Origin of the sequence: Pseudomonas sp. A-B-19, assembly GCF_019947515.1 — a bacterium.
Lineage (GTDB): Bacteria > Pseudomonadota > Gammaproteobacteria > Pseudomonadales > Pseudomonadaceae > Aquipseudomonas.
On the sequence record NZ_JAGYGN010000005.1, the window covers coordinates 84,926 to 97,315 of the forward strand.

The 12,390-nt window shown below is 52.7% G+C and carries 9 protein-coding genes and 1 pseudogene; 2 read left to right on the forward strand and 8 right to left on the reverse strand.

Annotated features, from left to right (window positions below; translation table 11 throughout):
* Positions 1 to 48 precede the first annotated feature (48 nt).
* From KGA81_RS07530 to KGA81_RS07540, 3 genes are all read right to left on the reverse strand, one after another.
* Complete coding sequence (locus KGA81_RS07530) at positions 49 to 798, reverse strand: glucose 1-dehydrogenase (protein ID WP_223507637.1); 750 nt, start codon at positions 796 to 798, stop codon at positions 49 to 51.
* Positions 799 to 1,039: 241 nt separating this feature from the next.
* Entirely contained in the window at positions 1,040 to 3,187 is a 2,148-nt protein-coding gene (locus KGA81_RS07535; protein WP_223545239.1) for a methyl-accepting chemotaxis protein, read from the reverse strand.
* Positions 3,188 to 3,241: 54 nt separating this feature from the next.
* Positions 3,242 to 3,709, reverse strand: coding sequence for a 6,7-dimethyl-8-ribityllumazine synthase (locus tag KGA81_RS07540; RefSeq protein WP_223545240.1), 468 nt, complete (start codon positions 3,707 to 3,709; stop codon positions 3,242 to 3,244).
* A 617-nt stretch (positions 3,710 to 4,326) separates the two neighbouring features.
* On the opposite strand from KGA81_RS07540, the gene KGA81_RS07545 reads away from it, so the two are divergent.
* Both KGA81_RS07545 and KGA81_RS07550 read left to right on the forward strand, forming a co-directional pair.
* On the forward strand, positions 4,327 to 4,848 hold the full coding sequence (locus tag KGA81_RS07545; RefSeq protein WP_223507634.1) for a flavin reductase family protein: 522 nt from the start codon (positions 4,327 to 4,329) through the stop codon (positions 4,846 to 4,848).
* Positions 4,849 to 5,014: 166 nt separating this feature from the next.
* Complete coding sequence (locus tag KGA81_RS07550; protein WP_223507633.1) at positions 5,015 to 5,479, forward strand: 6,7-dimethyl-8-ribityllumazine synthase; 465 nt, start codon at positions 5,015 to 5,017, stop codon at positions 5,477 to 5,479.
* A 240-nt stretch (positions 5,480 to 5,719) separates the two neighbouring features.
* On the opposite strand, the pseudogene hisN reads toward KGA81_RS07550, so the two are convergent.
* The 5 genes and pseudogenes from hisN to KGA81_RS07575 form a co-directional block, all read right to left on the reverse strand.
* Positions 5,720 to 6,485 (reverse strand): annotated as a pseudogene (gene hisN / locus KGA81_RS07555) (histidinol-phosphatase).
* A 101-nt stretch (positions 6,486 to 6,586) separates the two neighbouring features.
* On the reverse strand, positions 6,587 to 7,345 hold the full coding sequence (locus KGA81_RS07560; protein WP_223545242.1) for a hydroxypyruvate isomerase family protein: 759 nt from the start codon (positions 7,343 to 7,345) through the stop codon (positions 6,587 to 6,589).
* Between the two features lie 81 nt (positions 7,346 to 7,426).
* Positions 7,427 to 9,829: an efflux RND transporter permease subunit gene (locus KGA81_RS07565; RefSeq protein ID WP_223545243.1), complete on the reverse strand. Its 2,403-nt coding sequence runs from the start codon at positions 9,827 to 9,829 to the stop codon at positions 7,427 to 7,429.
* Entirely contained in the window at positions 9,826 to 10,950 is a 1,125-nt protein-coding gene (locus tag KGA81_RS07570) for a WD40/YVTN/BNR-like repeat-containing protein (RefSeq protein WP_223545244.1), read from the reverse strand. The genes KGA81_RS07565 and KGA81_RS07570 overlap by 4 nt, the downstream gene beginning before the upstream one ends.
* A gap of 85 nt (positions 10,951 to 11,035) precedes the next feature.
* Positions 11,036 to 12,385 carry a DUF1329 domain-containing protein gene (locus KGA81_RS07575; RefSeq protein WP_223545245.1) on the reverse strand — a complete coding sequence of 450 codons (1,350 nt, stop codon included), beginning with the start codon at positions 12,383 to 12,385 and terminating at the stop codon, positions 11,036 to 11,038.
* Between the last annotated feature and the right edge of the window lie 5 nt (positions 12,386 to 12,390).

A 12,390-nucleotide genomic window follows, 5' to 3' on the forward strand; every position in this document is an offset into this window, starting at 1 on the left:
TTATTTTTCGGCGAGCCCACGGACTCGCTAGCACCAGCATTTGAATCGTTACTGCGCGGTGTAACCGCCATCAATGTAAAGCTCAGTTCCGGTGACGTAGCTGGATTCGTCACTAGCGAGGTACAGCACTCCGTAACTGATTTCTTCAGCACGGGCAGCACGCGCCATTGGCGTAGCAGCTACGAAAGCCTTGACCGACTCCTCACCCTCTTCCTCAGCCATAGGTGTCAACACCTGGCCAGGGCAGACAGCGTTGACACGAATATTTTCCTTGGCGTACTCCATAGCGGCTGCTTTGGTCATCATGCGTACCGCGCCCTTGGAGGCTTGATAGGAGAACGAACCAGGGCCGCCAACCGTTGCGCTGATGGAGCTAATGTTCACAATGGCTCCGCCGCCAGCACGTCGCAACGCGGGAACTACGTGTTTGATCCCAAGGAAAACACCTTGTTGATTGATGGCCGTCACCTTAGTCCAGGCACCCAACTCCTCCTCGTGAACTGATTTCATGGAACCCACTATGCCTGCATTGTTGATCAGGATATTCACACGTCCCCAACGTCGCTCGGCCTCAGCCACAGCTGCAACCCAATCCGATTCCGAAGTCACATCCATGTGGAGGTAATGGACATCATGACCCGCATCGCGCAACTCCTGAGCAACGGTCATCCCAGCCTCATCAAGGACATCAGTCATCAAAACCTTCGAACCTTCCGCGGCAAACAGACGAGTATGCGCTTCGCCTTGTCCACGAGCTGCGCCGGTAATAATCGTGACTTTTTCCAATACTCGATTCATCGCTAACCTCAAAATTATTCTTGGCTGGTGCCATTGTTTTGCAGGATCACCTTAACGCTGACCTCAAGCGGCTACTGTGCCATTTCGAGACAAGTGCCACATCTCAGTCAGGATCCATTTTTTCGCGCGCTTTTGCTGCACTCACTCGCCCAAAAACGATCTAGCAATACCCTTGATGCACTCAAAATGAGCAGGCCGTTCTACACACCGAACCGAGACATACCCAATAATTTGGAGCTACTCACACTCTGAAATGATCCATCAGCCTCATCTGTTCAGCTGTAAGTACGTCAAGCTGGCCTGTGATAAGCGCGGACTGATTGGCTTGGTTTGTAAGGGACTCCGTGACGCCCCTGATGTTGGCAACGTTTCGATTAACTTCTTCTGCCACAGCTCCCTGCTCCTCCGCAGCACTCGCAATCTGAAGGTTCATGCTTGTAATAACAGACACGGCCTCCCCTATACGATCGAGGGCCTCCATAGCGCGCTGGATGCTATGAGCATTGTCCTGAGCTTTGGCCTGACTGTTATGCATCATCGTCACAACGCCTCGGGTATGACTCTGAATGCGCTCAACAACATGCCGAATTTCTTCAACGGAGTCCTGGGTACGCCGGGCTAGTGCCCTTACCTCGTCCGCAACAACGGCGAATCCACGACCGCTTTCCCCCGCTCGTGCTGCTTCGATAGCTGCATTCAATGCCAGTAGATTCGTCTGTTCTGCGATGCCTCTGATGACTTCGAGAACGGAGCCGATCTGCTCGCTGCTCACAGCCAATTCCTCAACCTGTTGAACAGCCTGGCTGACTTCCGCACAAAGAATGTCTATGTCCTTCGTGGTTTGACGGATGATTTCCATCCCATCCTGAGCAGCCTCGTCTGCACCTTGAGCTGCTGTCGCGGCGCTTGAGGCGTTGCTTGCAACATCCTGAGCCGTAGCACTCATTTCGTTTGAAGCGGTTGCTACCTGATCAATCTCTCGAAACTGGATCTTCATGCCTTCGCTGGTTTCTCGGGCCACAGTAGAAGAACGATCGGCCGTGTCGCGAGTCTCGACGATGCTTTGCTTAATCCGTGCAATCGTGGGTTGAAGCTTGTCCAAAAAGCGATTGAACCAACTGGCGAGCTCTCCCAATTCATCGCGATTTGCATAACCAAGTCGGCGCGTGAGGTCACCATCCCCTGTAGCGATATCTTGCAGCATTTGTGCCACCGCATTGATGGGTCGGATAACCCCAGAAGCTGTGAACCAAATCATTACCAAACCAAACAACGCAGCTGTAAACGCAATCAATAAAGTGTCCTTCACGCCCTGCGCCTGCGCGTCACTCAGCTCACGCTGCATCGTGAGCGTGTCCTCCAGCAACACACTCCGAGGCACCCCCAACATGACGCTCCAAGGTTTGGCACCCTCGAAAAAACTCAACGGGTGTATAGCGCGAATGTCTTCTCCACTCTCTATAACCTTTGAGCCATCATTGTCCTTCAGGCCAGGTATAGGATGCGAGCCACTACCTAAATCTTGCGACCATGGCTTACCGATCGCGCCCGGGTCTTTGCTATTTGCCGCGACTACACCATCATCTGAAGTGATGACGACATAACTCTTACCACCAAATAGATCAAAAGCACTTTTCTCCACCCTCGACTGCAAAGCGGCAAGAGACAGATCTACACCCACTACCCCAACCACTACTCCATCGACCAAAACAGGCATAGATACAGATGTCAGCAAAATATTCACGCCATTGGCAGTGTCCTGATACGGAGGTTGCATGCAAATCTGCCGTGTTGTTTTTGGACATAAATACCAGTAGTTATATGGCACTCCACTGGCATTTAAATCCGCTCTAACAAAATACGACTCAGCAATGGTTGAGCTCACTACATCATTGCCGTTGCGGCTCCACTGCGGAGTAAAACGCCCTTTATCATTGCTACTGTGACCAGCATCATCTACAAAACCCGCATCTCTTCCATCCAATGCATTAGGCTCAAAGACAATCCATACCCCCTGCAGTCCACGCTTGGCATTTCGCTGGTATAGTTTTTTCAGACTTTGATTTATCAGTTCACGCTGCGCACCTGCATCCCCACCATGTTTTACCCAATTTTCCCTTTGAGCGGTCACTAGGTCAGCAACTGACGTGAGTAACAGAATGCTCTGCTGAAAGTGGCTATATAGAGCGGCTGCTTGCTCACCTGCCTCGGCCTGAAGCAGTGTCTTCGCATTATCGATCATCATCCTTTCGCTCGTTTGAGCAACAATTGTGTTATTGCTCTGCGAAAGATGAATATTCATAAAAACCACTACAACCACAATGCCGAGCAAACATATACCGGCCAATACAACTATTTTTGAACGAATAGAAAACGCGCCAAACCCCATATCACACCTAATGACGGGTGGAAGAAATATAATAACTGAAGAATGCAGCCTGGCCTACATAGGCCACAGCCATCCAACTACATTCTTAGGAAAAGGCAGAGAGGATATTAATTTTGAATCTTTTAGTGCCGAATTTGCGGTGATACGCCCTTGAGATAGAAAATAATCACTGTGTTCTTCGCGCCGCCACTCCTCCTCTTGTCCGTGGCGAGGCAGCAGGACGATAGGTAGAACGAGAGCATCAACATCCATACTGACCGCCATCAACCCGGATGCCAGTGCACTTGCAATGTGATCCTTCCTAAAATCAATATCGTTGAAAAACATCGCCGAGACAATTATTGCGTGGTAATAGCCAGATTTCGCCAAATCTCTAGCTAAATTTGGTGCTGAAAAAGGATCCGCAATCACAAAGGAATCAACGTGTTTTTGAGGGATAACCTCACAGAAACCTTTGAATGTTTTTTCAACAAATTCATCCAGCTCGCCGACCTTGATGAAGGCATATTTGTCGTTTTTCATCGCACCTACCTCTTCTTCTTATCGTGTGTCATTTCACCGCCTACTTGACCCGGTAAGGATGCAGAGAGCGTCCTGACACGCGAAGCCTGGATAACGATGTCAAAGGCTGGCCTGGAGCAGCCAGTCAGGCGAAGCACCCGGGGTAGTCTGCCGCATGCAAATCATGCCGAACTGTCCCACCTTGAATCACTGTAGGGCAGGATTCGCACGCGCGTGAGTGGCGACATGCAGGCTGCCCATAAAATTACGAGCGACATACCAACTTAAAATTCAGACATCGAATCAATGGCAGCGTTTCTCAGGTTGCCCAGTTGAAATTGGCTCTGAAGCATACCTTCGAACCACGAGAATTTCTGTCTGTCGCGGATGCCGCGAGCTGCTGGCTCAACTTGGCACAGTTCCTTTACCCGTTTGTGAGAGAACCTGAGATCAGAGGCAGGCCGATCAGCCACCTCACGATTTAGATGACTTTCAATTGTGGGCTTGAACCACCTTATAGAACGGGTTGACGCGCAGCCTTCGAGGCGCCGACAACTGAAAAAGTGATTTATGGCGGCTTAAGGGTGCACTGGCAGGGCCACGTGCATTCGCCCAGCTAAGCCTGCAGAGGTGAAAGAATGGCTGTTCTAGAGCAAGTTACCCAGTTTAAAGACTCGGTTGATAAGACGCTTTTTTTGCAAGCAATGTCGATTCTCCCTGGGCCTGTATCCCTAGTCACAACGGGGCAAGGTGATAAACGCATGGGACTGACAGTGTCGGCCCTGTGTAGCCTCTCTGCCGAACCTCCCTCCTTGATCGTATGCATCAATAAAAACGCCAGCGCTCACGAAGAGCTGCTCTCACAAGGAGTTTTCGGGGTCAACGTACTTAAGCCCGATCAGACCGAATTCGCCACCCTCTTCACTCAAAGAGGAGTAGATCGTTTCGCCAGCTCGGAATGGGTACAGCGCGAGACCGGTGCCCCTTTGCTGCGTAGCGCTCTCATTGCCTTCGACTGCCGCCTAGAGCGAGCGATTGATGGCTACTCCCATACCATTTTGATCGGGTCTATCGCCGACATCGTGCTCACCCCAGAAGAGCCGGCAGAGTGCCTCGTTTGGCATCAGCGCCGCTATCGCACCTCTGCAGAAATCGCATGATCAAGATTGCTAACGTCAGACGCTAATCGGTGCATGACGACTCATACCTTCCATGTATGAGCTCGGATGACGTCGGACTGGGAAAGCTCAAGCGTCAATGTAATGCAACCAATCCTCGGCATACACCTGCCGTGGGCGCAAACAATAAAATGATGAGGTAGAAAAAATGGCCGCCAATCGTTACGCGTTCGTCAAAGCAGGCTGGCACAGCGACATAGTTGATCGTGCCCTTGAGGGTTTCCTTGAAACAATCTCAGCGGAACAGGTTGACGTCTTCGACGTGCCCGGGGCTTTCGAACTGCCTCTGATGGCACAGGAACTGGCATTGACCGGCCGATACGCGGCAGTTGTTGCAGCAGCTTTGGTTGTCGACGGTGGGATTTACCGACACGACTTCGTTGCGCAGGCGGTTGTCGATGGATTGATGCGAGTGGGCCTGGATACCCGAGTACCCGTACTGTCGGTATCCCTGACTCCTCATCACTTCCAGGAAACGGAGCATCACCGTGAAATCTTCAGCAAGCATTTCGTGGAGAAAGGACGTGAAGCTGCACAAGCAGCGATCAAGATTTCGATGACTAGAAACAAAACACTGGGTAAGCCACAGCGCAAACTGCAGTCTGCTAGCTGATCCACAGGATGATCAATTGATCGCTGAGTTCTCATAGGGGCAATGATGGTTACGGCAGTCGCTCTGTTCAGTTCACTCAGTGGAGACCACACAGTCTACGGACTACCGACCATGTCATCCTCGCCCAACAAAAAAAGGCCCTGAAAAGGGTCTTTTGTACTCGAACCAGATCTGGGTCACCCTAGACTCAGCTTTCCACTCCTTAAAGGTTTTGGGGTAACGCCTTGACCCCGCCCAAAATCAGACAGCGTACCGCAGCAACTCCACCAATTGGGTATGCTGTGTGGGATCTCCACAAGCAACGACACTCCCGCCATTTTGAGCAGCGCTACCACCTTCGATGATCGGTATCAGGGCCTGTACGTCGTATGGCTGCAGACTGGCTTCGATAATCACATCCACGAATCCTGACGCGAGCATGCAGTACGCGTAGCAATCACCGCCAAAGCGAACTAGCGGAGCCTGACTCGCCACGGACTGAAAAGCATCTCGCCGTAAAGGTGTGTCGAACATGTCGGGTGTGGTGCACATCAGTGTCGCAGAGGAAAGATCTTGGCACGGACGTGTCTGCAGTTTCGTGCCATTGCGCTGGGCTCCATCTGGAGTGCCAATGTAGCGCTCTCCAGTGAACGGCTGATTCATCACTCCAATCACAGGTTTCTGACCATCATTGAGGGCAATCAGCGTTCCCCACAGTGGTAAGCCGGTAATGAAAGCACGAGTGCCATCGATGGGATCGAGCACCCAGGTCAGGCCGCTGCTGCCTACAATTGAGCCTTCCTCCTCACCAAGGATTCCGTGTGCGGGATACCGATCTTGAATCAGTTCGCGCATAGCTCGTTCAGCAGTCTTATCGGCCAAGGTAACCGGATCGAAAACACGACCGCCCTTATCCTCCACATCGATCTTTGCTCGGAAGTACGGATGAATGGCTACCGCGGCAGCATCGGCTAGCTCCTCAGCGAAAGCTTCATATTTCAGAAATTTGAGCGGCACTAATTGGCATCGGTCAGTCCCCCGTTTATGAGTGCCATTATGTCTGGCTAGAGGATAGACCGAACAATTGCACTGACTCACCTTCTACATTCCCTCCGCCACATCCATCAATCACCGAAAATGATCGAGCCACCTCATGCCCTTGAGCGTGCCATCAGCAGGCTGATATTCGCAGCCAACCCACCCTGTATAAGAATGTGAATTTACCAAATCAAGAACTCTAGCTAGGTTCAAATTACCGATATTAGGCTCATGCCTTCCTGGGTATCCGGCAATCTGTAAATGGTCGGATTGAGGAAGAAGGAGGTCGAGGCAAGCAAGAGGATCCAGCCGCTCCATCGCAGCATGATAAAGATCCAGAATCAGGCCTAGCCCTTCAAGCCTTTGCGTCCAGCTGACGGCTCCCGCCAGTGTTCGAATAAAATACCCTGGCACTGAAGTTTGATTGATGGCTTCAATCACAACCTTTACGTCATGACGGGTAGCCTCCTCGATAGCCCAGCGCATGTTGTCGACAAATAGTCCGCTCGAAACCGAGTAATTTTTCTGCTCAACTACACCGGATAGCACGTGAAGCAGTGGGCTTCCTCCTTCCACGGCATATTCAAGTCCCAAGTGAAAATCTTCACGGAAGTCCCCAGCTTTTCCGGACTGAGCGGCCAGACCCTTACTGCCAAGTCTTAATGGCACTGTTGCCAATACCTGTTGAAGGCCTGTGCGACGAAGATTTTCGGCTATTTCTGTTGCCGTCATGTCTCGTGGGAAACTGAACTCAACGGCCTCAAACCCGGCGTCCCGCGCGGCGCTAAATCGATCCTCGAAAGACCATTCGGTGAAGAGCAAGGTGAGATTCGCTGCATATTTGATCATTCAATTAATCAAGCCATTGTGTTTGAGTTGCACCACGAAAAGCGGATTCAGCGCCACTGAATCCGCACTCGTGCTTGGAAATTACGCAGTTACAGGAAAAGATTTTGGCTTGAGCAGAAAGTGCGCCAGTGCCGGAACCAGTACCAACGCGCCCACCATGTTCCAGATGAACATGAACCCGAGCAAGATGCCCATGTCAGCTTGGAACTTGATAGGTGACAGCACCCAGGTGAGGACGGCAATGCCCAGCGTGATCCCGGTCATCACCACCACCTTCCCCGTAGAAAGCAGGGCCAGGTAGTAAGCATCCGACAGGCTTGAGCCATTTCGCAAATTAGTGAGTGTTACGCTGAGGATGTACAACGCGTAGTCCACACCAATGCCCACCCCCAACGCGATCACGGGCAGCGTCGCGACCTTCACGCCGATGTTAAGTCCGACCATCAAGGCTTCGCACAAAATGGAGGTCAGCATCAGTGGCAGCACCGTACACACGACCGCGCGCCAAGATCTGAATGTAATGAAGCACAGCGCGATGACGGCCGCGTACACCATGAACAGCATCTGTACGTTGGAACGCTTCACCACGATATTGGTGGCCGCTTCAATGCCGGCATTGCCCGCTGCATTGAGGAACTGGATCTGATCCGAGTTATGGGTCGCCGCGAACTGTTCGACTGTCTGAACCACGCTGGTGAGCGTGTCCGCCTTGTGATCCTTCAGATAGACATACACGGTCAGCAGATCGCAATTCTGGTTGAACAGCTCTCGCGGCGCCCGGGTGATGATTGCATTCAATAATCCCTGGTTACGGGGTATCTCGTACCAGGTCATGCTGCCTTCATTCATGCCGGCCGCCGCCTGCTTACTCAGCGCCGCTAAAGACGTCGTGGACACCACGCCCGGCAACTGCTGAAGCTGCGCTTCCAGCGCGTCGACTGACACCAGGGTCTGGTAATTGGCGCAGTAGTATTGGGGCGTTTTCACCATCACAACATACTTGTCGCTACTGGCGGAAAAGTTACTGACCATGAAGCGGTTATCGCTGTTGTAACGCGATTCAGGACGCAATTCCGGTGCCCCGGGATTCAGATCACCGATCTTCACATGAAGGCTCACCGCAAAGCCTGCCACGCCTAAAATCACGGCGACAATGATTGCTCCGCTTGCCCATTTACGCTCAGTGAATCTATCCAGAAATGCCCAAAATGGATGGCGGGTGTGGTGAGCGTCCAACTGCGAGAACTTGTCGTTCGCCGCTTCACGTTGCGCCGCCGCTTTGCTGACCCCGGTGTACGACAACAGAATCGGCAACAGAATCAGGTTGGTGAAAATCAACGTCAGCACGCCGATCGTCGCGGCGATAGCCAGATCCTGGATGACCGGAATCTTGATGATCATCAGCACAGCAAAACCTACGGCGTCCGCCACCAGCGCCATCAGCCCGGTCAGAAACAACCGGCGAAAGGTGAAGCGTGCCGCCACGAGCTTGTCGGCTCCACGCCCGATGTCCTGCATGATGCCGTTCATTTTCTGGGCGCCATGACTCAACCCGATTGCAAACACCAGGAACGGGACGAGGATCGAGTAAGGATCGAGATCAAAGCCCAGAGTGGGCAGTAATCCCAGCAACCAGATAACCGCGACAATCGAGCACAGCAACACCAACAATGTGCTACGCACGCAACGGGTGTACCAGAACAACACGATTCCGCAAATCACCAATGTCGCGGCGAAGAACAGTTGCATCTGGCGCATGCCGTCAATCAGATCACCCACCACTTTGGCAAAGCCAGTGATGTGGATTTTGATGTTGTCGGTTTCGTACTTGGCCCGGATCTGTTCGAGCTGGCCGGAAAGCGCGTTGTAGTCCAGAGGTTTGCCGTCGTCCGAGGTGATGTCCTGAAGAGGCAACAGTACAATGCTGGAGTTGAAATTGGAGGCTACGAGCCGACCTACTTCACCCGACCGATCAACGTTCTGCCGAACCTGATCAAGACTCTTGGCAGAACCATCGTAATCGTCAGGTATGACTGGCCCACCATCGAAACCCTCCTCCGTCACGCCGATCCAACGGGTTGCCGGAGTCCACAGGGACTTCATGTATGAGCGGTCGACGCCGGGGAGTAGAAACACCTCATCATTGATTTTCTTGACCGTCTCGAGGTAGGCAGCATCAAAAATACTGCCCTGTTTGGCCTCGACCGCAATCCTCAAGGTGTTTCCACCCTCCCCCAACTGGCCTCGGTTTTTCAGGTAGTTCTGCACATAAGGGTGATCTGTCGGGATCATTTTTTCGAAGGCGGCATTAAGCTTCAGGCTCAGTGCCTGGTAGCCCAGTATTAGACTGAGCAACACGCAAATGCCCAAAATGATGCTGCGATGATTGAACAACAGCCGTTCAACCAGCGTGCCGGAAGAAGGATCGAATGTGTCCGTTTGAGGAACGGTGTGATGCTCGGCAGTACGCGTAAAGCTGTTCATTGATCGTGCTCCGGCAAGTCCACGGCAACTGCGGACGACAGCATGCCGCGTGCACTACTGATGATCAGGTTGCCGTTCGCGGCTTGTGCCATGCCTGTGAAATAACTGGGTTGAGCAATCTGAAGGACTGCCGCTTTGGTATCGCCATCCGCGTAGCGCAACACTCTTCCCGACTCATCGGTGAGCAGCACCGATCCATCGGCAAGACGCAACCCACTGGTCAAGGAGACGGGCTGCAAAGTGTCGAGGGGCTGCCAGGTATCGCCGCGATCCTTGGACTCAAACGCTTTGCCGCGAAGCCCGAACGCCAGAATCGATCCGCTGTTGGTCGCCTGAAGCCCGAAGGTCGTGCCCTCATAGGGGGAAGTCAGCGACTCGAAGGTTTGCCCCTCGTCGCTTGACCGCAACAGAGTGCCCTGCTCTCCGGCGATGAAGAGGTCAGCCCCCACCCGCTCAATGCTGTAGAGATGCAGTCCGGATGGGTTGTTGATACGGGAACGGATGGATTGCCAGCTGAGTCCGCCATCATGCGTGACAAACGCGAGACCGTAAGCGCCCACCACTAGCCCATTTTTGGCGTCCAGGAAGAGCAGATCGAGAAAAGGTTTGTCTGGGCCCTCGTCAACGAGTTGTTGTGCTTGAGCGAGCCCCTCCTGTGCCATTTCTGTTTTTTCGGAACTCTCAACGGCGCGCTTCGCTTCCTGCAGTTCGATACCCGCGGCTTGGACACCATCAAACTGCTTCTTCCAACTCAACCCACCATCTTGGGTGTGCAATACGATCCCTGCATGCCCAACAACCCAACCTTCGCTGTCATTGATGAATCTAACTTTGACCAGCGTCATGCTCACGGGCGAACTGACTTGCTGCCAAGAATTGCCATTGTCATCTGAGACAATAATGAACCCTCGCTCTCCGACTGCCACCAGGCGTTGCCCTGCACGCGCAACGCTGAGCATTACTGACTGCGCAGCCATGGCACTCGTAATTGCAGGCTGCACCTGCAATCCATCTGGTTGTGCAACAGCTGTGCAGGAGAAGCATGCCGGCATGATCAACATGCTCAGCATGAGTGCCCTGAGCGGATATTTATGTAGAAGCCTGGGTATTTGAATGCGCATTTGAGAACCTCGAGGATGCGGTTCACTGGGCGCAGTGCTACTGACACTGCGTCCATGGAACAAATTGAATGAGTCGTTTCGAGATTCAGCGCACCGATCCGGACGCTACCGCATTACCGGTAAAAAAGTTCTCTGGTTTGCGCGGGATAACGCTATAGGTTTCGCCGTTCAGGCCCTGCACGACGCTGTACGTCTTGGCTTGCAGGTTGTAAATCACCACAGGTTTCACCACTACCGCCGGGATGGAAGGCACAACAAATGGCAGCACTTGTGAGACACGCCACAGCTTGCCCTCAGCGTCATATCCGTCTACTAGCGATACCGTCCAGCTGTCTTCATCAATGAAGAACTTGCGCTTAGGTACTGCATGGCGTTTGCCTGGTGCAACCGTGGCCTCCAACTCCCAGACGCGATGGAGCTCCCAGCGCAATTTGTCTGGATTGAGGTGATTGGCCACGAAGGCGTCATCTCGTTTTTCTGCGTTGAACTTGTTGTCGTTGTAAGGGATGTACATTTCTTTTTTGCCAACGAGCTTCCAGTCATAGCGATCTGGATGGCCAATGAAGCCATGCACCTCATCAAAGTAGTTAGCGCCCGAGGCTACAAAATCGGGGGTGTCATAGCCGACAGTGGGAGCCCGTCGCACACGGCGTTGGCCGACTAGGTATTGCCAAGCCTCTCGTGGCTCCTGGACATTGATACTGTCGTGCGTCACAAGCGACTCACCAGCTTTAAACGGTGGCTCGTTGGTCAAAAAGCGCAGCAGCGCATACTGCCCTGACCATTTATCAGCACTTCCGTCTTTGAAGTAATACGGGTATTGCCAGTTCTCGATTCCGCGGCTTGCTAGAGTCCGGGTTCCGTCAGCATTACCAATAACGTTGGCGTATCCCATCTGAATTGATTCCGCCTCCACGCGCAGAAGGAAATTCCAGATGACCTCATTACCAGTTTTTGGAATAGGAAACGGAATACCGCCGTAACAACCTTCCACTGACAAACCGTTGCTGGTCGTCTTGCAACGGGTCGCATTGGCGAAGGTATTTTGATACACGCTATCCGGTGCTGCAGCAGTACGGTGGGTTGGGTAAATATCCAAATGGAAGGTGTCGGGATATTTGGACAACAGTGCTTTTGTACCTTCGCTCAATTTGTCCGCGTACTGCGCAACGTTTTTAGCGGTGATCTGCAATACAGGCTTCTCGCCAGGGAATGGATCAGCCGGCATATCGCCAAGCTTTGTCCCAGCGACATCTTTGGTCAATCCGCCTGTCCAAGCAGGAATGGAGCCGTCGGCATTGCCGGCTTTTTCGGCGCCCATGGGAGTCAGTGTAGTCTTGAGCTTTGCTGCCTCGTCGGGAGTCACCGCTGCGAAGGCGGTGCTGGCACAGAGTGAGATAGACAGGGTGGAAAGCAGCAGTTTAATTTTTGTCATTATCA

Bases quoted from the DNA above. Each gene is read 5' to 3' on its own strand.
- KGA81_RS07530 (WP_223507637.1), bottom strand. From the start codon at position 798: ATGAATCGAGTATTGGAAAAAGTCACGATTATTACCGGCGCAGCTCGT.
- KGA81_RS07535 (WP_223545239.1), bottom strand. From the start codon at position 3,187: ATGGGGTTTGGCGCGTTTTCTATTCGTTCAAAAATAGTTGTATTGGCC.
- KGA81_RS07540 (WP_223545240.1), bottom strand. From the start codon at position 3,709: ATGAAAAACGACAAATATGCCTTCATCAAGGTCGGCGAGCTGGATGAA.
- KGA81_RS07545 (WP_223507634.1), top strand. From the start codon at position 4,327: ATGGCTGTTCTAGAGCAAGTTACCCAGTTTAAAGACTCGGTTGATAAG.
- KGA81_RS07550 (WP_223507633.1), top strand. From the start codon at position 5,015: ATGGCCGCCAATCGTTACGCGTTCGTCAAAGCAGGCTGGCACAGCGAC.
- KGA81_RS07560 (WP_223545242.1), bottom strand. From the start codon at position 7,345: ATGATCAAATATGCAGCGAATCTCACCTTGCTCTTCACCGAATGGTCT.
- KGA81_RS07565 (WP_223545243.1), bottom strand. From the start codon at position 9,829: ATGAACAGCTTTACGCGTACTGCCGAGCATCACACCGTTCCTCAAACG.
- KGA81_RS07570 (WP_223545244.1), bottom strand. From the start codon at position 10,950: ATGCGCATTCAAATACCCAGGCTTCTACATAAATATCCGCTCAGGGCA.
- KGA81_RS07575 (WP_223545245.1), bottom strand. From the start codon at position 12,385: ATGACAAAAATTAAACTGCTGCTTTCCACCCTGTCTATCTCACTCTGT.